The sequence below is a fragment of the Thiosocius teredinicola genome (genome assembly GCF_002009425.1).
Lineage (GTDB): Bacteria > Pseudomonadota > Gammaproteobacteria > Chromatiales > Chromatiaceae > Thiosocius > Thiosocius teredinicola.
Genome location: NZ_CP019936.1, coordinates 4,282,374 through 4,303,449 on the forward strand (window position 1 = coordinate 4,282,374; position 21,076 = coordinate 4,303,449).

Sequence of the window (21,076 nt, forward strand, 5' to 3'; positions counted from 1 at the left end):
GGTATCTCGATTCAATGCATCGACATCAATAATGATTCGGCGCTTCACGCTTGATTCCCAGTCCCATGTCCGGCGGGTTCTTACCCATATATTCCGGGATGTCGGGGTACTTGGCCTGAACCGCAGGATCGGTCAGATCGTAATCTTGGGGCAGATTCTCAAGCGAGCCATCGGCTTTGATCACGCGCTTCTGAAAAGCCGCTGCCGGCTTAAAGAACATGTGTGCAAATTTCGACCACAGTACCGTGCTGAACAGAGTCGTACTGGCGATGACGAAGAGCACGAAGAAGAACAGGCTCCACGCGCCTGCTGAGGTCGCCTGCAAAATCGACCAGATCAGCCCAAACGTAGCCATTGCGAGGAGAGAAACGATAAACAGATCGGCGCGTGCGAGGCGATACCAGGGGTAACCTTCGGCGAATACATCAACGCGGATGAAGAACCAGAACCAATATCCACCAAAGCACAACATCAGGGCGCCAAGATGCCATAGGAACGACAGCAGTGCCGGCGCCTGATCTGCCGGCGTCGGGTAGGAAAAAATCAGCACGGCACTGGTAGCGACGAAAACGATGAACCCATACATCGTGAACAAATGAGATATCCGCCGCTTCGGGTTCTTGAACTCCGAGGATGTCAGCACTTCATTGGCGACCGTCTGCACAGCCAATGATGCCTTTTCCCCACTACTCACTGTTCGCTTGGCGTTCTTCTGTGCCGCTTTGGCATTCTCGAAAAAGTATTTCGCACTGCCTTTGTGAATCATGTCGAGCACGGTACCCCCGATGACCAATAGCACCATCAGGATGACGTAGCCCTGCATAACGGCAGCGGGAATGAGCGATGAGATTTCAGCAAACGGATTACTCGTAAACATCTCTGCTGTATTCCTCTGACTGTTGGGTTGTCTTGTTGGGTTGCTGTGAGAATATGAACCATTCTCATTTGGGTTGATACTCACTGTTTTTTCGGGCCGCATAAACTCGTTTGATGCTCAAGCTCTTAGGCTGCTTGGCCGGCTGGTCATGGCTTAGCCGATCGACACGACGCATGCGCCGCCGACCCTTGACGAATGCCTCGTCATAAATAATAATCATTCGCATTCTCATCAAAGAAGGCAAGATTGTGGCGTGCCGTGAATCTTCACCTCTGCGATCCGATTTAACGCACACCGAAATGCGTAGGCTGATTGCTGCCATCCCCAGAGAACCCCGGCATCTGTCATTCCTGGTCGATGCCGAAACCACCGCAGCCGCTTTTTGCCAAACCTTACTAGGCGAAGAAGCAGGCAACACGCCCTGCACCCCGCAGCGCGCTACCGAACTCGGACAAACAGTGCTGCAGTTGCTTGAACGGCTGTTCTTCGTGATCGGCGAGGAATCCGGAAAGCACAAGAACATCAACGCACTGGCACTGTCCGTGGGTTTGTGGATCGCCAAACGACAAGGTGAGATTCGCGAGATCGGACTGGTTGTCAACGGACTCGCCATGACCGCCAACGGCGCGCGTGACCGCCGTGAACTCGAAGCCTTGTACGAAATCAGCTTACACATTGTTCATGCCGCAGACCCTTTTCTGAAGGCAGACCTGAACAAACACGAGAGGCACCGGCCATGGCGCCTGCTTTGCCTTAACCATTGCATCATCGCGACCCGTACCGGCGACGGCGAACTGGCCAAGGCCTCGTACGATTTTCTGGTCGCTCATCTACCCGAAGAAGCAGGAGAGTTCTTCGAAATGGGGATGCGCAAAGTTGCCGGCGGCCAGTACTCGGCGCACTGCCGAAAGATCATGCGTGCGTACTACGAGACCCATGCAGACAGCGCGCGACGAAATCCAAGTGCTGTTATGCACTGAGCCCGGCCCGCGCGCAGCAGACGATAAAATCCTACGACGCTCAACTGGATGGTTTCGACTGGTTACGGCATATGCCCGGGCTCACCTTGCCGCCAATAGGCCATGCTGTGTTGCTGCTTCTTATGCAGGCCGAACCGCTCTTGCAAAACGGTCCGCAACGTACGGGCGGTGGCAAACTCCCCAGCAAACCAGGCATAAGGCACGCTGTCCGTGGTGCAATGACTGATCCCGTCGACCACGTCGTCGGCGAAGGTCGCCGGGTTCAGTGCCCTCACCTGCAGGCCTGACGGCGGCAAATAATCCTCGAGCACCTGCTGCGACGGCGCGGCGGCGAACAGGCAGCCAGTCACACGGCCTTGCGATGCCTCTATAAGCCTCGCCAAGGCCGGCAGGCCTGTCAGATCCGCGGCAAGGATGACGTTTTCCGTCTTAGGCAGATCGGTATCGCCGCCGGGGCCCATCACGCCTACCTCCTGATCGTCGCCCTCCAGAGCTGCCCAGTCGGAAATCAGGCCACCGGCATGGTGCGCAACATCGATGTCGATCTCGCGTTCCTGCAAACGGATATGGCGGATCGTCACAAACCTGGCGTGTAATTTATCGTCTCCCTCCGGCCAGGCAATACCGCCATTCTCGCTGATCACGGGCCAAACGGGCTTGCGGCCGCGTTCGGCGGGCATCATCACCTTGATATGTATGCCGCCACTGGTCAGCGCCTCGACGTCAACGCCAGCAAGCGTCACGCGGATGAACCCTGGAAAGATCTCTTGGCGCCGCACGGCACGCAGGATGCGAAAGTTCGACGGCAGCTCACCGACCCCAATACCACCCGACCAACGCATCGACTGCGCCGCTCGCAGATCAATTTCACCGACGTGTTCGACGATTTCGTCGCGGATAAAGATCATGAAGTTGTCCGTCGGCGTCTCGATGCGGATATCGACCGCCGTCGCATGCCCCAGCATCTCCACTTTGCAGCCCATGGCCTCCATCAGCAAACAGTCCGGCTTGATCCGACGGCAAGTGATGCCGTGCTCTGCGAAGTGGGCCTCGCAGCTGTCCAGGATCGCGTGAGCCCGACGGGTCCTCAACGTTCCGATCGAAACCACCGCCTTGCCATCGTGTTCCGCCGCCGAAGTTTCATCCGGTGAGCGAAACCATAGACCGAGGATAGTCAGCGGCACCAGTGCAAGCACAAGCGAGATGACAAACGCCGGCACATAGCCCTGGCTGTCGATAAGTGCACCGGAAATCGGGCTGGTGAGCATTGCCAACAATGTGAACAGCGCCACCTGAACTGAGAAATCGAAGCCGGGGGATTGCAGACGTGCCTTGTCCATGGCGCCGCGCAACAATACCGTGTCCGTGATTGCCACCGCGGCCCAGGTGATCACGATCGCATAGCGAACGGCCTCGGGCAGATGCGCTGCAACGAAATACACCACGACCAGAACCGCCAAATTAACCAGCCCGACAACGAAAAGCGCCCGAACCCGTGGCAGCTTGCGCATAAGTGGGCCAATCAACAGCGCCGCCCCACCCGCCGCGCTCATGGCAATCAGGCCAAACCAGAGTGCGATCTCGTCCTTCGTCATACCCTCGTCCACCATCATCAGCCGAATCGGCAACGAGACGAACACCAAGGGAAGACGCACGGTGGCCAACAAAGCCAACCAGCGGCGAATGCCCGGTTGAGCGAAAAAGTGCAAGACAGTGCGATAGCTGATCGGTGGCGCATCGCGCGGGCGCCGTGGCTCTTCGACCAACACCAGCAGCAATAGCGGCAGAGCAAACAGGGCGGCCTGCGCGAACAAGACTGCCGTCCAGCCGATTTCGTCATAGAGGTGCAGGAATCCGAAAGCGCCAACCACGGCGCCAAAATAGATGCCGAAGCTCTGAAAAGTGGCACCGATGGCCCGCTCACTCGAGCGCATCAGCGAAATCGATAGCGCGTCGACGGCAACGTCCTGCGTGCTCACTGCAGCTACCGCGACGAACAGCACGACAAACAGCGGGACGACGGGACCGGACGGATCCATGAACGCCAACACGGATAGCGCCGCGACATGGATCGTGGAAAGCACGACGATCCACGACTTGTATCGATAGCGCCCAGGCTTGAACCGATCGATCAACGGCGCCCACACAAACTTGAAAATGTAAGGAATGCCGACCAACTGGACCAGACCGATAACCGTGGCGGAATGCCCCGCCTCGCGCATGATGATCGGCAAGGTCATAAATACGAAGATCGCCGGAACGAACTGCACCGCATACAGTGCCCCGACAACGGAAAGAACCTGCCAACGCATAGGACTTCGTTTACTCCTCGAAAGACCCAACAGGGATACGGCAATAAGCGGAGGCGCTTCTGATCGAATCGCCCCCACTGAAGCGTTAGCTCAGAAGGTTGCTTCCAGGCCCATACCCAACTCGCGGGGATCGCCGAGGGAGGAGTTGTCCGATCTGAACTGCCAGACTTGATAGGTTTCGTCGGTAAGGTTGCGCACGAATGCGAAGGCCTTCACTGAACCGAAATCGTACTCTGCCTTGAGATCGACGAGCGTCACGCCATCGATCTCAAACTCCGCCGTATTGGCATCGTCGCTGTAGTAACTGCTGTTGTGCCGCACGCCCAAATCGAGCGTCAACCGTTCGGTGGGGCGGACGGCGACACCAAGCCCGGCGGTGAACCGTGGCGCGCGTTGGAACTCCTTACCAAGCACTGGATCATTGGGCAGCACCGTTTCGGTAATCTCGGTCTTCAGGTATCCCAGAGATCCTCGTATCTGCACAGCGGGGTTCACCTTCCAGATTCCTTCGACCTCCAAGCCATAGCTTTCGGCAGCCGGTGCGTTGGAAAACTCGGTGGTTTCGGCTGTCCCGCCGCCAGGGAGATTGACCAGAGTGATCAGCGGGCGCTGGGCATTCTTGAAATCGGTATAGAACAGATTGCCCGACAGGATCACGTCGCCGTCTGCCAGACTGGCGCGCGTGAACAGTTCGTAAGACCAAAGAGTTTCGGCGTCAAACTCGTCGATGTCGCCTGTGGTAAAGGATAGTGTCGTGCCGCCGGGGTTGAAGCCCTTGCGCACTGACGCACCGACGACCAAGTCATCGTTCACGTCGTAGGCAAGCTCAGCCTTGGGCAGAAAATCGTCGAAGGTCTCATCGTAGTCGAGGGCGACCGGGCCCAATGTTCCCGAGCGATCTTGCGAGTCGCTCTGCCAACGTCCGCCGGCAGTCAGATGCAACCGCGGTGTGACATCCCAGGTTACTTCACCAAACACGCCAAGACTGCGCTGATTGTCGGTGAAATCGCCGAAACCGAGAAATGCAGACAGGTCGCTGGATTCGTCTTGGTCGGCTATGAAATAGGAAACCCCCAGCAGCCCACGCACTTCTCCTCCCGGCGGATCGATGCGCAACACGCTTTCAAAAGAGTATTCATCGGCCTCGACCAATGCCGTGCCGAAACCAGGTACCGCAAAGCGTTCACTGCGCGAATCGGCATAGGTACCGGTGAAACCGACTTCGGCCGTGTCGTTCAACGCATATGTGGCGTTCAGCGCGAAGGAATTCACGTCGGTGTCCCAATGGGCACCGTTCTGTACCAATTGCACACGATCGTCGTAAGGCTCATCCGCCGTTTCGCCTTGCGGATTGGTCGCATTCAGGTAGGTGTAAGTCAGCAGCAACTCAAGATCCGGCACATCGCTCGGGGTGTAGAGCAACTTGGCGCGCGCAGTCGCGTAGTTGTCGTCTTCACGGTTGGCACCGACGAACACATCGGGTGTCGTGTAGTTCATCCAACTCTCGTGGTTGCGCACGTCGACGGCGATACGGGCAGCCAGTTGGTCGTCGACCAGCGGGCCCGACAAAGCGACAGATGCCTGGCGTGTGTCGTCGCTGCCGACGATTACTCGTCCGGCGCCTTCGGTTACGAAGGTGGGATCTTTGGTTTCGACGAAAATGGCCCCGGCGATGGCATTGCGCCCCTGGGTTGTCGTCTGTGGACCACGGAAGACTTCGATTTGCTCGACATCCCATATCGAGGAGAGGCCGTAGATGAATTCGTTGTAGTTCAGCGCACGACCGTCAAGCATCAGCGTTGCGCGAGGCCGGGTACCACCGAGGAACGCGTTTGCCCCCACCAATACTCCGGTCGTGTCCTGCCCCCTGATCGCCACGCCGGTATCACCCGAGCCGCGTTGCAGGTTGGGCACTAGGTCCAGCACCTGTTCGATCCGATCCGCGCCGGCCAGTTCCGAAAGGCGCTGGTCATCGAACACCACCACACTGGAAGCGGTTTCCTGTTGCGACCGCTCGACGCGCTCGCCCGAAACCGTGATCGCGTCGAGCGTTATCGCGTTCAACGCGCCAGCTTCGGCAGCCGCAGCGTCCTGGGCGACCGCGACATATGGCCCAGAAACCGCCACCCCACCCAGCAACACGGGAACTATCAACCTTAGGCACAGCCCTTGCGCAGTCATATCTCGGCCTCGCTCGCATTTTTTATTGAGAATGATTATTATTAACGAATCGAGTGCCGAGCCGCTATCGCTGGGCGTGTGCGAAACCGAGAAATACCTGCGCGAAACGCAACTTTCGCCGCCCGCTCTTCGGTGGCGCGCCGCAGGCACCCGCAACCGTGCTGGATGTTTCGAAATGTCGCAAAGTCAGATGTACATCGATGGTGAATTGACGGCCGACAACGTCATCCGCGCGGCAGCGGAAAGGTCTATGCAGATTGCACTTGCTACAGAACCGACCGCCGACACCAGCATTGAGACTCCCTTTGGGTCGGGTCAAATGCTGATACAAGAGGTCCAACCGGGCTTGCGCTACGAATCGCATGCCATGAGTTGCCACAGTGATATGGAATTCGAGTGCAGCGTACCTCCTCAGGTGAGTTGCGCCATTACACTCGAAGGAAACCTTGACGGCATCAATATTGAAGGCTTCGGGCGAGTGGAGTATCCGCTCAAGCAGGCGACCCTGATCGGCTTCGGTGAGCATTCTCGCTGGACTCGTCGGATGCGAGCGGATCAATACTTCAAGTCGTTTTGCGTTACCTTGCAACCCGCGTTCTTCGAACGCTTCGCGGATAATTTCGGTGACGCACAGCTTTCGACACTGGCCGCTTTCGGCCAAGACCTGCACGTTGAAGCACTGCCGTTATCGCAGAGACTCATCACGCTCGGCCATTGCGCATTCGATCATTCGTACAGTGGAGGACTCGCCACTCTCTACCAGGAGAGCAACACCTTGCGGTTCGTGCTCGAAGTCGCCCAGCTTATGAGCGAAGAAAGAAGGCTGGTGCAGAAGATCGGGCGCAGCCACTTCGATCGCCTGATGCATGCGCGTTCGATACTCGACAGTTCACTACTCGCGCCACCAAAAACACTCGATCTGGCTCGCCAGGTGGGAACGAACGTCACGACCCTGCAAACACACTTCAAGCTCGCCTTGGGCACCACAATATTCGGTTACGTGAAGTCTCGGCGCCTGGAAACGGGACGCATACTGTTGACCGAGCATCGACTTGGCGTGGCAGAGGCAGCCTACCGCGTCGGATTCACCAGTCCGTCGGCCTTCAGCGCGGCCTACCGACGACACTTTGGCCGCCCACCATCATCCGACGTAATCGCGTGAAGCGATCTACGTAGCACTTGCGCCTGTGAAATATGCGAGTCTACGTTTCCTGCTGGAGACTATCGGATACTGAGAATGTTCAGGTGCAGGGCGGCCTGTGATTTTGCCGCGACAGTTTACGCAAGCTTCTGGCTCTTTCCGAAACTCAACGCATCAGTTTACTCAGATACTCGATCGCCCCCCTTTAGCCACTGTGCCAAGATAGGGTGCGACTCGAGCTGGGTCGCAGTGTGGATACCCCACAACTTAAGCAAAGTTGGAGTGGCGGGGTTTAGGTCGCACATGATTGCGCCGACCGGTTCGACGCCCTCAACTGAAAGGTGTCCCTCTAGACTCTTTCAATCGGGTCTGACCCTGTCGAACCGCAGACGAGCCAATACATCGCACAGGTACTTGTTCAGTGAAACATCGTGAACACCACAAGACACACCGTGTCGGCTGGTTGCGTGCCGCCGTGCTGGGCGCCAATGACGGCATTGTTTCGACTGCCAGCCTTGTTATGGGTGTCGCGGCGGCAGGCGCCGGCGCTGACAATATCTTGATCGCGGGCGTCGCCGGCCTGGTCGCCGGCGCGATGTCGATGGCCGCAGGTGAATACGTCTCGGTCAGCTCGCAGGCCGATACCGAGCGAGCAGACCTCGATCTCGAGCAGAGAGAGCTTGCGGAGCACCCTGAATTCGAACACCGTGAAATGACCGCGATCTACGTGGAGCGCGGATTGGACCCCGAACTGGCCGCAGAGGTCGCAACCCAGCTGATGGACCACGACGCCCTCGGCGCTCACGCACGCGACGAGCTGGGTATCTCGGATACCCTGGCCGCCCGCCCCGTTCAGGCGGCTTTGGCGTCCGCCGGCACTTTTGCGGTTGGCGCTGCCCTACCGCTCCTGGTGGTCTTGCTCGCGCCGATGCCCGCCATCATGTGGGCCGTCGCCGGCAGCTCGTTGCTGTTTCTTGCGTTGTTGGGTGCCCTGGCCGCCAAGGTCGGCGGCGCACCCGTATTCAAGGCTGCTTCGAGAGTAACTTTTTGGGGCGCCCTGGCAATGGCGCTGACAGCCGGCGTAGGAGCACTCTTCGGTGTGACCGCTTGATCCCTGGATGCTTGGTGCAGCATCGCTGTCGCTCGCCGACCAAAGGCTATCAACAGCTCAGTGCGATCAAGCGTTGCCTGTCAGACTGGCCAAGCAACTCTCGATAATATCCAGTCCTTCATCGACCTGTTCTTGCGGTGCGGTAATGGGCACCAGCACGCGGATGGCATTGCCATACATCCCGCACGACAGCAGGATCAGCCCCCGTTCGGCGGCCAAGCCGACTAATTGCCGCGTGAGATCAGGATCGGGCACTCGTTTGCCGGCTTGATCCTTGAACAACTCAATCGCCATCATCGCGCCCAAGCCACGCACGTCGCCAATACAGGGGTATGACTTGGCCATCGCGTCGAAGCGCTGCGTCAGCCGCTCGCCGAGCGCCAGGCTACGTTCGAACAGGCCTTCTTGCTCGAACACGTCCAAGGTCGCCAGTCCAGCCGCACAACCCAATGGGCTTCCGGCATAGGTGCCGCCCAGTCCGCCGGGGCCGACGCTATCCATCACGTCCGCGCGTCCCACCACGGCGGAGATGGGAAAGCCACCCGCGATGCTCTTGGCCAGAGTGATCAGGTCGGGTACTACCCCGCTGTGCTCGATGGCGAACATCTTCCCGGTGCGCGCCGCGCCGGCTTGGATCTCATCGGCGATCAGCAGAATCCCGTGCTCGTCGCAGATCTCACGCAGCTTGCGCAGGAACTCGAACGGTGCGACATAGAAACCACCCTCGCCTTGGATCGGTTCGACGATGATCGCGGCCACCCGCTTCGCTTCCACGTCGCATTTGAACAGGTTGTTCAGACCGGCCAACGCGTCTTCGATGGTTACGCCGTGCACTTCCACCGGGAAAGGCGCGTGATAGATCTCGGCAGGGAAAGGTCCAAACCCGATCTTGTATGGGGCGACCTTGCCGGTCAGCGCCAACGTCATCGAGGTGCGGCCGTGATAACCGCCGTTGAAGGCGATCACGGCGGGCCTGCCGGTGTAGGCGCGGGCAATTTTCACCGCGTTTTCGACAGCCTCGGAGCCGGTCGTCAAAAACAAGGTCTTCTTGGCGGCATCACCCGGCGCCATCGCATTCAGGCGCTCTGCCAACGCAACGTAAGGTTCATAAGGCATGACCTGAAAGCAGGTATGCGTGAAACGCGTCATCTGCTCTTGCACTGCGGCCATGACCTTGGGATGGCAGTGGCCGCTGTTGAGTACGCCGATGCCGCCGGCAAAATCAATGTAGCGCTTGCCCTCCACATCCCAGACTTCGGCGTTCAATGCGCGCTCGGCAAACAGCGGATGCATGTTGGCAACGCCTCTTGCCACCGCTTGCTGGCGCCGCGCCATCAGTGCCTGGTTGCTCGCCGCCGTGTTGTTTGGTTTCGTGCCAACGACATTATCCGTACTGGACATTAGATACCCCCGATACACAGGTATTTGATTTCAAGATATTCATCGATGCCGTATTTGGAACCCTCTCGACCAAGGCCTGAGGATTTGACCCCCCCGAATGGCGCCACTTCGGTAGAGATGATGCCGGCATTGATGCCGACCATCCCGTATTCGAGCGCTTCTGACACACGCCAGACTCGCGCCAGATCGCGGCTGTAAAAGTAGGCTGCCAATCCGTACTCGGTGTCATTCGCCATCCGTACGGCCTCGTCCTCATCGCGAAAGCGGAACAGCGGCGCCAGCGGACCGAAGGTCTCTTCGCGCGCAACGCGCATGTCCGGCAGCACGCCGGTCAAAACAGTAGGTTGGAAAAAGGTGCCGCCCAAGGTATGGCGCGCCCCGCCTGCCAGCACCTTCGCCCCCTTCGTCAGCGCATCGTTGATGTGTTGTTCGACTTTGGCAACGGCGTCTTCATTGATCAATGGCCCTTGGGCCACGCCCTCTTCCATACCGTTGCCGACCTTCAGGCGCTGCTCGACCGTTGCCGCGAATTTTTCAGCGAATTCGTCATAGACGCCGTCCTGCACCAGGAAGCGATTGACGCATACGCAGGTCTGTCCGCTGTTGCGATATTTGGAGGCCAGCGCCCCTTCCACCGCCGCATCGACATCCGCGTCGTCGAACACGATAAAAGGCGCGTTGCCGCCCAGCTCGAGCGAGACCTTCTTTAGCGTGTCGGCGCACTGGCGCATCAGCAGTTTGCCGACTTCGGTCGACCCGGTGAAGCTGAGTTTCCGCACGGTCGGATTCGAGGTCAGTTCAGCGCCGATCGGCTGTGCATCGCCGGTCACCACGTTCAGCACGCCGGCCGGGATACCGGCGCGTTCGGCCAGTTCGCACAATGCCAACGCCGAAAACGGCGTTTCCAAGGCAGGCTTGATCACCATGGTGCAACCGGCAGCCAGCGCGGCACCCGCCTTGCGCGTGATCATGGCGGTGGGAAAGTTCCAAGGCGTGATCGCTGCACAAACCCCGATGGGTTGTTTGATCACCACAATCCGTTTGTCCGCCTGATGCTGGGGGATCACGTCGCCGTAGGCACGTTTGGCTTCTTCCGAAAACCATTCGATGAACGAAGCGCCGTAGGCGATTTCGCCACGCGCTTCGGCCAGCGGCTTGCCCTGTTCCGTGGTCATGATGATCGCCAGGTCTTCCTGGTTGGCCAGGATCAGATCGAACCACCGACGCATCAGCGAGGCACGTTCTTTCCCCGTCAGTTTCCGCCAAGCCGGCAGAGCCGCCTCGGCGGCGTCGACGGCACGCCGGGTTTCTGCACCGGCACAATTCGGCACGCTGCCGATCACTTCACCCGTAGCCGGGTTGGTAATCTCGGCAACGCCTCCGGAGTCGGCCGCATTCCAGACACCGTTGATATAGCATTGCTGACGGAACAATTTGGTATCGGCAATTGATAACACCTGATCAGCCTCCCCAGGTTTTCGGCTGGCACATCAAAGCCGCAACTTACTCCAGTCGCACGCTTTCAGCACCAGAAAGTTAGTCTGTTTTGCGGTCGGTGAGAACGCCACCGAATTGCCCTTACCCGACCCTCTACGCTGGGCTCGTCGACGAGTATCGGCTCCGCCGGAATGGCTTGGCGGTCGGACTGACGCGCGGTGCGCGTGAACCGCCTCCGGAATGCAAAGTTCAGCCGCCATTTATTTTGCTGGAGGTATTCCCCAAGCACACCCGTTGCCCGTAATCTTCTGCGCCAGTTGACTCAAACGTGCACGCGCAGTTCCCTTTGGATATTGCTGCCGTTGCCAACAGGCAACCCACGTTTGTTCGGCCAGGTTTCTGATCTCTTCGGCTTGTTTTGGAGGGTGCAGCATGCTGCCCAGCGCTTATCCGGCTTCTTACTACGCGGCCTCGGCCAACGAAAACTGCGTCCGCCCGAGTTTGCAGGGCGAGATGGCCAGCGATATCTGCGTGATCGGCGCCGGCTTTACCGGCCTATCCAGCGCCTTGCATCTGGCCGAGAGCGGCTTCGAGGTCACCGTGTTGGAAGCCGACCGGATCGGCTTCGGCGCCTCTGGACGCAACGGTGGCCAGATCGTCAACGGCTTTAGCCGCGACATTGATTTCATCGAAAAGCACTATGGCAAGACCACCGCCGACGCCATGGGCGGCATGGCCTTCGAAGGCGCAAACATCATTCGCCGCATCGTCGATCAGTATGCGATCAACTGCGATTTGAAGCCCGGCGGCATCTTCGCGGCCTGCAATGCCAAGCAGATGCGCGAGTTGGAAGGTCAACAGCGTTTGTGGGAATCCTACGGGCACACGCAGCTGCAGTTACTCAGTGCCGACGACCTCAGGGCCTACGTCGACTCAGATCGCTATCGCGGCGGATTGCTCGATCACTCTGGCGGCCACTTCCACCCGCTCAATCTGACCCTGGGCGAGGCCGATGCGATCGAATCGCTCGGCGGCAGCATCTTTGAGGCATCGCCGGTGGTGCGCATCGAAGCGGGCAAAACGGTCAAAGTCCACACCGAGAGTGGCAGCGTCAGCGCGCAATTTGTCGTGGTCGCCGGCAATGCCTACCAGACGGGCCTGTTGCCGCAACAGGAAAGAAAGTCGATGCCCTGCGGCACACAGATCATCACTACCGAACCGTTGCCTGCCGATGTGGCGCAGGCCCTGCTGCCGCATGATCACTGCGTCGAGGATTGCAACTACCTGCTCGACTACTACCGGCTGTCTGCCGACCGGCGTTTGATCTACGGCGGCGGCGTCAACTACGGCGCACGTGAACCCGAAAGCATCGAGTCATTGATCGTGCCGAAGATGTTGAAGACCTTCCCGCACCTGAAAGGGGTGAAGGTTGACTATGCCTGGACCGGCAACTTTCTGCTGACGCTGATGCGCCTGCCGCAGTTCGGCCGGATTGGAGACGACGTCTACTACGCGCAGGGATACAGCGGCCACGGCCTGACCTCGACGCACTTGGCCGGCAAGGTGATCAGCGAGGCGATTCGGGGGCAGGCGCAGCGCTTCGATGTGTTTGCCGGGCTGCCGCAATACCCTTTCCCCGGTGGACGCCTGTTGCGTGTCCCTTACACCGCACTCGGCGCCTGGTACTACGATCTGCGCGATCGCCTCGGTATTTAAGGGCTACGCGTCAGAAAACGCGCCAGCCAAGCGGCTACGGCAGCAGAATCCGTGCTGTCTCTTGCCTGGCGCAGGGTCGCCAGGCCCTGCTCTGCATCTTCGTCGGGGATCGCCTGGCCTTTTCTGAGCGCGATCAAAAGGTATTCATAAGCCAGCGAAAACTCCGGATGGGCCTGTATCGTCAGAATGCGATCGCCATAGGCCAGCACCGCGTAAGGACAGAATTCCGACGAGGCCACGACCTCTGCAGCCTCCGGCTTGACCACCACCTGATCGCGATGAAAGGCATTCAAGGTCAACGCAGCCGGCACTCCCGCGCTTTGCTGCCACGGACCGACCATCTGGTAACGATGCAGGCCCACGCCCCAACCGTTGGCACTCTGCTCCACGCGTCCGCCGAGCGCTTCAGCCACGATCTGGTGACCGAAACAGATACCGACCATTGGCCGCTGAGATTCCCATATCTGCCGGATCAGCGCTTTGAGCCGATGGATCCACGGCAGATCCTCGTAGGCGCTGGACTTGGAGCCAGTGATCAGCCAGGCATCGCAATCGCTCGCTGCGACCGGAAACACCCCGTCACGCACATCGTAGGTCTCGAAGCTGACGTCCGCGATCTCAGGGAGCAATAACTCCCTGAGCATATCGGCATAGCTGCCAAAGTCGTCGAGCAGTTCGTCGGGCGTGATACCGGTCGCGAGGATGCCGATTTTCATATGCTGACCCGGTTACAGAAGGCCCAGATAGGCCTCGTATTCGACGTCGGTGATACGCTTATTCAGCGTCTGTTGCTCCTGACGTTTGGCCGCCGTGTAGACACGCACAAACTCCTCACCCAGGTAGTGGTCCAATACCGTACTGGCTTCAAACTTGTCGGTCGCCGACTCCCAAGTGGGCGGCAACTCCGGCGCCTCCATGTCCGTGCTGTAGGCGTCGCCCACCACCTGTCGCGGCGGCATCAGCTTGTTCTCGATCCCATACAAGGCACCGGCCAGTACCGAGGCCAGCACCAGGTAAGGATTGGCATCCGCGCCGGGCACTCTTTGCTCGATGCGCCGCGCAATACCGGGGCTCTCGGGGATGCGCACCGCGGTAGTGCGATTCTCGTAGCCCCAGGTCGCCGATGTCGGCGCATGACAGCCACGGAAGAAACGACGATACGAGTTCAGGTGTGGCGCAAAGATCAACATGCAATCAGGCATCGTGTGTATCAGACCCGCCACCGCGTGCATCAAGGTATCGCTGCCCTGCTCGGTGCCATCGTCGAATACGTTGCGGCCGTTTTCATCCAACAGGCTGAAATGCACGTGAAAGCCATTGCCGCTGTGTTCGCCGTAGGGTTTCGCCATGAAGGTGGCGGCATAACCGTGGTTGCGGGCCACACCTTTAACCAGACGCTTGAACATCACGGCCTGATCAGCCGCCTTGACCGCGTCATTGATGTGATTGAGATTGATCTCGAACTGACCGGGGCCCATCTCGGCGGTAATCGAATCCGCCGGGATCTCTTGAATGACACAGGCCTCGCGCACGTCGGCGAGAAACTCCGAAAAACCGTCCATCTCGTCGATCGAGTAGCCCTCGGTCTGGGTCATGCGCCGGCCGCGACCGTCGCCCAGCGCCGGCTCGATCGGCCGACCGGCACCCTCGGATTCGCCGTCGAGCAGATAGAACTCCAGCTCAGTCGCCATCACCGGCGTGAGGTTCAATGCCTGAAAGCGCTGCAGCACCCCAAGCAGGACCTGTCGCGCATCCGCCGCGAAAGGTGTGCCATCCGGGTTGTACATCATCGCCATCAGCTGTCGATGGGGGAGTTCCAGCCAGGGGACAGGCGTTGCCTGGTCAGCGACCGGCCAACAGATGCCGTCGCTGTCGCCGGTCTCGAAAACCAGACCGTTGTCGTGCACGTCACTGCCCCAGAAATCAAAACCCACCACCGAACGTGGCAGCTTGACGCCGTCTTTCATCACCTTTTTCAGTGCACTGGCCGGCAGACGTTTGCCGCGCAGGTTACCGTTCAGGTCCACAATAAACAGGTCGAATTCGCTATCGTCTTTTGCATCCATCATCTCGTCCTCTGGACCTGCGCGTAGCAGATCCCCCAATTCTGTGACATTAGCGAATTGCGAGCGGCGCGTCTCTATCGACAGAAGGCGGTCGGCGCCTTGCGGTTCACAACAGATTGTTTATAGCCCTGGTTTGGGATCTTCGACCACGATTTTTGCAGGATTATTTGACGGTGAAAGCCGGCGATCCTGGCGACGTGCTACGGCAGGCTACGGCGCGCAGAAGTTGTCTGCCCTTCCGACTGCCTCGAGCCGCCCTGCGCTACTGCTTGCTCGCTGTGCAACACGAACAGACCGACAACAGGCGTTTACTGAACGAGTCCAGCAGCCAAGTCTGGCCGGCCTGGCCGCCAGACGGTCACAGACTGATCCAGACCGCCTTCACGTCGGTGTATTTCTCCAGCGAATGCAGCGATTTGTCGCGTCCGTTTCCGGAGGCCTTGACCCCACCAAAGGGCATCAGGGAGTCGCCGCCGCCCCAGCCGTTCACCCAGACCATGCCGCTCTCGATCGCACCGCTGACCCGATGCGCACGCGACAGGTCGCTGGTCCACACCGATGCACCCAGTCCGTAGATGGTGTCGTTGGCGAGCTCAACCGCCTCCGCTTCGGTGGCGAACCCCGCAACCGCCAGCACCGGGCCGAATATCTCCTCCTGGACAAAAACCATATCGCTGCGCGCGTCGTCGATGATCGTAGGTTTGACGAAAAACCCCTGCCCCTGCACATACTCGGGTAGCCCGCCGGTCAATACCGATCCGCCCTGATCGATCGCGGATTGCACATAGCGCTCGATCGTCGCCAACTGGGTGGCGTCGATCACCGCCCCCATCTTGGTTTCTGGATCCAGGGGATCGCCAACGCGGTAGTCGGCAGCCACCTGCAGCAACTGGTCGAGGAAGGCCTGCTTGATGCCGTTTTGCAGGTAGAGGCGCGAACAGGCGATGCACATCTCACCTTGGTTGGAGAAGATCGACGCCGCGGCAACCCTGGCCGCAGCCGCCAGGTCGGAACAGTCATCGAACACCAGCATCGGCGACTTGCCACCCGCCTCGATCAACACGCGCTTCAGATTGGATTGCCCGGCATACTGCAGCAACATACCGGCGACACGGCTCGAGCCGGTAAATGTCAGTACCCGCACGTCGTGGTGCAGTGCCAGTGCCTTGCCGGCGACCTCACCCAGGCCCGGCACAACGTTCAACACACCATCCGGCAGACCGGCTTCGGTTGCCAGTTCCGCCAGGCGCAACATGCTGAGCGACGCTTTTTCCGACGGCTTGATGACCACGGAATTGCCGGCGGCCAATGCCGGAGCCAGCTTCCAGGTCGCCATCAGCAAGGGATAGTTCCAAGGCGTAATCGCGCCTACCACGCCAACCGGCTGATGACTGATCAGCCCCAGCGTGTGGGCTGCCGTCGGGGCAATTTCGCCGTACAACTTGTCGATGGCCTCGGCCGTCCAGCGCCAACAATCGAGTGACTCCGGAATATCCACGGTCACCATCTCGGCGATAGGCTTGCCCACATCCAGGGAATCGAGCAACGCGAACTCGTCGTGATGCTGTTCCAACAAGTCCGCCAGACGCAACAGGACGCGCTTACGTTCAGCCGGGGATATCTTCGACCAGGTACCGGCGCGGAACGCACGTAAGCCGCTGGCGACCGCAGCGTCCACGTCTTCTTGGCCACAGCTGGCCACATCCACCAGCCACTGTTCGGTCGCGGGATTGATCGAGCGAAACGTGTCGCCGCTCAACGCGGGCCTGAATCCACCGTCGATATAAGCCTGGCCGTGCAGACGCAGCTCGCCTGCAAGGGCTTTCCATTCACTCGCCTGTTTCATCGTTTTCGCCTCAGGTGGGGTTGCGTCATTGCGCGCAGACTAGCGCGCATTTGAGATTGAGGGGAGTGTTTTCGGTGCGAGTCGATGCATGCTTCCGGGTAGCAACACCCCAGCTGCTGACGCTGGCAGCCGACAACGCGAATGCTCCGAGTGTTCCGTGACAATCCCTTCGCAATTGTCTGAACTGTCGAGCTCTCAATAGATTGGTCGCTTGTGTCATCGCCCCGTTAAGAGGTTCAGCCGACAGGATTGAGCAATAGGGTTATCCGCGGATTATGCGGAGAGGGAGATGTGAACCCCGATGCCATCGACAACTTCGACTGCAGCATTCCAAACTCCAGCCCCCTATCCGGCACTTGGGGCACATGTCTAAGATTTTTCCCCTCACGCCTTTGAGGCACCACCGATCGGCTGTAGCCACTCCACATGCAGCGGGAAACACACCCGGCTCGGTGAATCAACCCGATATTCACCGGTGATAGAGGAACTGAGCATCTTGACACGAAAAGCCCGCCCCGTTTATTGCTATTCGCGCTGATTCGGCTCTCAATTCGAAGTCGAATCACGTTCTCCACACCATTTACTCAGGAGTGAACATTGAAAATTGCAGCAACGAGCGCCCTCACAGTAGTGACCGCGTTAGCCCTCTCCGGATGCGCCACAACCAGTTCGCATCACGAAACAAAGATTGTGTCTGACAACTACATCTCTGAGCAGAGAGCCAATCTGGCTGCAAGCACGGCAGGCAAAGGTTTCGGCCCCCAGTCGCCACGCGATATCGATTCGGTCGAAGGTAGCAACCCTCTCGTGTTCAACGAGGCACCGGCTTACACGGAAATGAACTTGTGCAATATCCATTTCCACAAAAACGCCGAGCACAAGGGTGGCGAGTTCACCACCTACGCGGGCAATGGCGACGGTCACGGCTTCAAATCAGGTTACAAATATTCGGGTACTTTGACGGCGAAAGAACTCGCCCCCGTGGCTCAGGAAATCTGTCCCGGCGAGCACGGCGCGTTGAGCGTGGGTGACACGATCGAAGTGCATTACGTCCATTCGAGCGCACAGATCGAACCGGGCCCGACGCTGGGCTCATGTCTCAATGAGGCGATCAAGAACCCGCAACTGCGGGTCGAGACACAAGTCTATGTGTTGGTGAACGACGCCAGCGCGTTGGATTTCGCCGACGTGACCAAGCATGGGAAAGTTAACGGCTTCTACCAAGCGTTGAACATCCCCAACGATACCGGAACCGCGATCCAATACGCCGGCTCGACGACCGGACCAAGCTACAACGAGGTGGGGTCTCCATTCCAGGTATCCTGGAGCGTGCGCCCCAAGGTTGCGAAGGTCGACGCCAAGACTGTCGGAGCCTGGTGCAAAGGGAACACGTTCGACGAAGACCATGCGCATGGGGTGCGGAATCTCGTCGTCAACCCCAGTCTGCTCTCCGAAATAGTCCGCTGAGCGGGTAAAACAGGCGATCCCGGCCGGGCCGGGGTCGTCCGTTCAATTCTTCCATATTCTCTAGCGTACGCTACGACATCCCCTTAAACGTCCGCACCGAACGAAGAATTGGCCAGGCATGCTGCCTGGCGTTGTCATACCAAGCCCCGGGGTTCGCCGTTCCGTCGAGATCGTTCGCCAAATGCCGACGAGAAGCCAGCTCATAGTGCAGATGGTCCCGATCTCGCGGCCTGTTACCGCCCTCAGCAATGGCCATTGACCGCTTCGTGGCGTGGGATGTGTACTGCTGCTATCCTCATAATCCCAAGTTTTGCACCAATAGATTTTTCTAGGGCAAGCATTGAGGTCAATCGGGCATGGCACAGATCGATAGCGCTCAGTTGCGCGTCTCGTTACCCGGCAAGTTGCTTATATGGTCAGTCATCCTGCTATGGTGCTTCCTACCGCCGAACAGCTCCGCCGAACAGGAGCCCAACCAAAGCCTCGTTGATTCTTCACAATGGCGCGGTGCCAATACGCAGGAAGACAGCGAACGAAGTTGGCAAGCAACGAGGCTGAGCCAATTCGGTAAACGCACGATTATCGAACAGCAAGGCATCATCAAGATTCAGGCGCCGTCTCGAGCCGAGAATGACGCTATCGTCCCTGTGTCAATCAAACTTTCCAGACCACCCGGTTTCGAAACCATCAATAAGGTTTACCTGGTCGTCGACGTCAATCCCATGCCCACGGCGGGCGTCTTCACGATCAATCCCAAGAAAAGCCTCGAAGAAATAGATACCCGAGTCAGAGTCAACGGCTATACCTACATTCGTGCAATCGCCGAAACGTCGGAAGGCATCTTGTATCTCGATAAGCAGTGGGTGAAGTCGCGTGGTGCAGGCTGCTCAGCCCCACCGGATATCGACCAGGAAGAGCACCTTAAAAGGTTGGGCAAGATGCGTTTCAGGTTGGACGATGCTGCCGATGACTCAAGACTTGTTCAATTGATGATCTCGCACCCCAACAACACGGGTATGCAAAAGAATCAGCTTTCCCTCCTGTATATCCCGACACACTACATCAACGAAGTCGAAGTCTGGCTGGGAGAGGAAAAACTGCTGCACGCCGATACCACCTTCAGCATCAGCGAAAATCCGAGCTTCCGTTTTCGGTTGGATGACGACGAAACAGCCGAGTTGACGGCGATTGCAAAAGACACCGAAGGCAATGTCTTTATGCACAGCCAGACAACCGGCAGTAACCTTCAGTAACTCATGATTCGGGGGAGAACTCGACACGAGCGACTGCTGTTGATACTGCTGGCAGTACTGCTGAACGGTGCAGCGCTGGCAGCGGATTCTTCGCTTTCATCCAACAGCCTCGACGCCGCGGCAGCCCGTTACACCGTCACTACGACCAAACTTTTTGATGACGTGGTAGCCGACCTGGAATTTGCGATCAGCGAAAACAACTACCGAATCACCGGTCGCAATCAGATCGGAAAAGCCATTGCGGATAGCGAAAACATCGCCTTTCCCAGGTCAACCATCATCCATTTTTGCAATCTGCAGACGGCCAAAGAAGTTTTCGACCTCAACCCGGATTTCTTGCTTCACATGCCCTGTCGTATCACGCTGCGCGAGAAACAAGGCGATGTCGTAATAGAAGCTCGCCTGGTGCCGGAAAACGATCCCAAGTTGATGGAGATCACGGCTAAGATCAACGCCATGTTGCGCCGCATTTCTGATTATGCTGCGAAGTGAATGATCCCAACCAGCACATCAAATCAGTGGTTACCGAAGCATTACACCGAAAGTCTCGTCTGAGGTAGTCGCTTTGAGCGCTCCTACAGCCACTGCAAAAATTCGACTGATCGAGCAGTTCGCCAAGATCGAGCGAGACAACAGCAGCCGCAGCGTCAGGCATAACTGGCGAGCATCCGGGCAAGATAAGCCGTCTCTACCCGTCACCGGAAATGCGGCTTTCGATAAACACCAGCTGGGTTAAACTTCTGCGGCTATGCCAATTCTCGGAGCTGCCCGTTGAAGTACATCGTCGCCATTCTACTCGTCATCGCATTGATGCTGATCTACCAGATGATCACCCGCAACAAACCATCGGCCACGGCAAACCTCCAGCAGGGCCAGGCCTTTTTGGCAGAGAATGCCAAAGCCGAGGGCGTCACCACCACTGCGTCCGGCCTGCAATACAAGGTACTGCAAGCAGGCGATGGCAACGAATCGCCTGGGCCGAATGATCGCGTCAAGGTGCACTACCACGGCACGCTCATCGATGGCACGGTTTTCGATAGCTCAGTGGACCGGGGAGAGCCGATCTCTTTTGGTTTAAACCAGGTCATCAAGGGCTGGACGGAAGGCCTGCAGCTGATGGTTGTCGGGCAGAAGAATCGCCTCTTCATCCCCAGTGACCTCGCCTACGGAGACCGCGGTGCTGGCGGTGTAATCGGCCCGGGCAGCACCTTGATCTTCGATGTGGAACTACTTGGCATCAACGAGTAAGCCGTGCGCCATACTAGCCCAGCAAAAAATGGGATCTGAC

The 21,076-nt window shown here is 58.5% G+C and carries 17 protein-coding genes; 8 read left to right on the plus strand and 9 right to left on the minus strand.

Annotated features, from left to right (window positions below; genetic code table 11):
- Nucleotides 1-25: 25 nt before the first annotated feature.
- Both B1781_RS20190 and B1781_RS23285 read right to left on the minus strand, forming a co-directional pair.
- Entirely contained in the window at nt 26-877 is an 852-nt protein-coding gene (locus tag B1781_RS20190) for an adenylyl-sulfate reductase (protein ID WP_174575420.1), read from the minus strand.
- A gap of 64 nt (nt 878-941) precedes the next feature.
- Nucleotides 942-1,097 carry a hypothetical protein gene (locus tag B1781_RS23285; protein ID WP_164513485.1) on the minus strand — a complete coding sequence of 52 codons (156 nt, stop codon included), beginning with the start codon at nt 1,095-1,097 and terminating at the stop codon, nt 942-944.
- A gap of 28 nt (nt 1,098-1,125) precedes the next feature.
- On the opposite strand from B1781_RS23285, the gene B1781_RS20195 reads away from it, so the two are divergent.
- Nucleotides 1,126-1,857 (plus strand): hypothetical protein, encoded by a 732-nt coding sequence (locus B1781_RS20195; RefSeq protein ID WP_125932198.1) that lies wholly within the window; start codon nt 1,126-1,128, stop codon nt 1,855-1,857.
- A gap of 62 nt (nt 1,858-1,919) precedes the next feature.
- Here B1781_RS20195 and B1781_RS20200 read toward each other — a convergent pair whose 3' ends face one another.
- Nucleotides 1,920-4,169, minus strand: a complete 2,250-nt coding sequence (locus tag B1781_RS20200) for an MFS transporter (RefSeq protein ID WP_078121381.1) — start codon at nt 4,167-4,169, stop codon at nt 1,920-1,922.
- A gap of 90 nt (nt 4,170-4,259) precedes the next feature.
- The gene (locus B1781_RS20205; RefSeq protein WP_164513487.1) at nt 4,260-6,233 is read right to left on the minus strand and encodes a TonB-dependent receptor; all 1,974 of its coding nucleotides are present in this window, start codon (nt 6,231-6,233) and stop codon (nt 4,260-4,262) included.
- Between the two features lie 148 nt (nt 6,234-6,381).
- Here B1781_RS20205 and B1781_RS20210 point away from each other — a divergent pair, with 148 nt between their 5' ends.
- Nucleotides 6,382-7,512 carry a helix-turn-helix domain-containing protein gene (locus tag B1781_RS20210; protein ID WP_078121383.1) on the plus strand — a complete coding sequence of 377 codons (1,131 nt, stop codon included), beginning with the start codon at nt 6,382-6,384 and terminating at the stop codon, nt 7,510-7,512.
- Between the two features lie 400 nt (nt 7,513-7,912).
- Nucleotides 7,913-8,602 carry a VIT1/CCC1 transporter family protein gene (locus B1781_RS20215; protein WP_078121384.1) on the plus strand — a complete coding sequence of 230 codons (690 nt, stop codon included), beginning with the start codon at nt 7,913-7,915 and terminating at the stop codon, nt 8,600-8,602.
- Nucleotides 8,603-8,668: 66 nt separating this feature from the next.
- Here the strand turns inward: B1781_RS20215 and gabT are convergent, their stop codons facing one another.
- Both gabT and gabD read right to left on the minus strand, forming a co-directional pair.
- Nucleotides 8,669-10,003 carry a 4-aminobutyrate--2-oxoglutarate transaminase gene (gabT, locus tag B1781_RS20220; RefSeq protein WP_078121385.1) on the minus strand — a complete coding sequence of 445 codons (1,335 nt, stop codon included), beginning with the start codon at nt 10,001-10,003 and terminating at the stop codon, nt 8,669-8,671.
- Nucleotides 10,003-11,460, minus strand: coding sequence for an NADP-dependent succinate-semialdehyde dehydrogenase (gene gabD / locus B1781_RS20225; protein ID WP_078121386.1), 1,458 nt, complete (start codon nt 11,458-11,460; stop codon nt 10,003-10,005). The genes gabT and gabD overlap by 1 nt, the downstream gene beginning before the upstream one ends.
- Nucleotides 11,461-11,872: 412 nt before the next feature.
- Here gabD and B1781_RS20230 point away from each other — a divergent pair, with 412 nt between their 5' ends.
- On the plus strand, nt 11,873-13,156 hold the full coding sequence (locus B1781_RS20230; RefSeq protein ID WP_078121387.1) for an NAD(P)/FAD-dependent oxidoreductase: 1,284 nt from the start codon (nt 11,873-11,875) through the stop codon (nt 13,154-13,156).
- Here B1781_RS20230 and B1781_RS20235 read toward each other — a convergent pair.
- The 3 genes from B1781_RS20235 to B1781_RS20245 all read right to left on the minus strand — a co-directional run bounded on the left by B1781_RS20235 (nt 13,153) and on the right by B1781_RS20245 (nt 17,068).
- A complete protein-coding gene (locus B1781_RS20235; protein ID WP_078121388.1) occupies nt 13,153-13,872 on the minus strand; it encodes a glutamine amidotransferase-related protein in 720 nt (239 codons plus the stop codon). The genes B1781_RS20230 and B1781_RS20235 overlap by 4 nt on opposite strands.
- A 12-nt stretch (nt 13,873-13,884) precedes the next feature.
- Nucleotides 13,885-15,225: a glutamine synthetase family protein gene (locus tag B1781_RS20240; protein ID WP_334223803.1), complete on the minus strand. Its 1,341-nt coding sequence runs from the start codon at nt 15,223-15,225 to the stop codon at nt 13,885-13,887.
- 355 nt (nt 15,226-15,580) lie between these two features.
- Nucleotides 15,581-17,068: an aldehyde dehydrogenase gene (locus B1781_RS20245; RefSeq protein WP_078121389.1), complete on the minus strand. Its 1,488-nt coding sequence runs from the start codon at nt 17,066-17,068 to the stop codon at nt 15,581-15,583.
- A 597-nt stretch (nt 17,069-17,665) separates the two neighbouring features.
- On the opposite strand from B1781_RS20245, the gene B1781_RS20250 reads away from it, so the two are divergent.
- From B1781_RS20250 to B1781_RS20265, 4 genes are all read left to right on the plus strand, one after another.
- Nucleotides 17,666-18,535, plus strand: a complete 870-nt coding sequence (locus tag B1781_RS20250; RefSeq protein ID WP_125932200.1) for a delta-class carbonic anhydrase — start codon at nt 17,666-17,668, stop codon at nt 18,533-18,535.
- 356 nt (nt 18,536-18,891) lie between these two features.
- Nucleotides 18,892-19,788, plus strand: a complete 897-nt coding sequence (locus B1781_RS20255; protein ID WP_078121391.1) for a quinoprotein dehydrogenase-associated SoxYZ-like carrier — start codon at nt 18,892-18,894, stop codon at nt 19,786-19,788.
- Nucleotides 19,789-19,827: 39 nt separating this feature from the next.
- Nucleotides 19,828-20,280: a DUF302 domain-containing protein gene (locus B1781_RS20260; RefSeq protein ID WP_164513488.1), complete on the plus strand. Its 453-nt coding sequence runs from the start codon at nt 19,828-19,830 to the stop codon at nt 20,278-20,280.
- 279 nt (nt 20,281-20,559) lie between these two features.
- A complete protein-coding gene (locus B1781_RS20265; RefSeq protein WP_456300670.1) occupies nt 20,560-21,036 on the plus strand; it encodes an FKBP-type peptidyl-prolyl cis-trans isomerase in 477 nt (158 codons plus the stop codon).
- Nucleotides 21,037-21,076 lie beyond the last annotated feature (40 nt).

Coding starts and splice junctions, on each gene's coding strand:
- B1781_RS20235 (WP_078121388.1), bottom strand. CDS start 13,872: ATGAAAATCGGCATCCTCGCGACCGGTATCACGCCCGACGAACTGCTC.
- B1781_RS20200 (WP_078121381.1), bottom strand. CDS start 4,169: ATGCGTTGGCAGGTTCTTTCCGTTGTCGGGGCACTGTATGCGGTGCAG.
- gabT (WP_078121385.1), bottom strand. CDS start 10,003: ATGTCCAGTACGGATAATGTCGTTGGCACGAAACCAAACAACACGGCG.
- B1781_RS20240 (WP_334223803.1), bottom strand. CDS start 15,225: ATGATGGATGCAAAAGACGATAGCGAATTCGACCTGTTTATTGTGGAC.
- B1781_RS20230 (WP_078121387.1), top strand. CDS start 11,873: ATGCTGCCCAGCGCTTATCCGGCTTCTTACTACGCGGCCTCGGCCAAC.
- B1781_RS20245 (WP_078121389.1), bottom strand. CDS start 17,068: ATGAAACAGGCGAGTGAATGGAAAGCCCTTGCAGGCGAGCTGCGTCTG.
- B1781_RS20190 (WP_174575420.1), bottom strand. CDS start 877: ATGTTTACGAGTAATCCGTTTGCTGAAATCTCATCGCTCATTCCCGCT.
- B1781_RS20210 (WP_078121383.1), top strand. CDS start 6,382: ATGATTATTATTAACGAATCGAGTGCCGAGCCGCTATCGCTGGGCGTG.
- B1781_RS23285 (WP_164513485.1), bottom strand. CDS start 1,097: ATGATTATTATTTATGACGAGGCATTCGTCAAGGGTCGGCGGCGCATG.
- B1781_RS20255 (WP_078121391.1), top strand. CDS start 18,892: ATGGCACAGATCGATAGCGCTCAGTTGCGCGTCTCGTTACCCGGCAAG.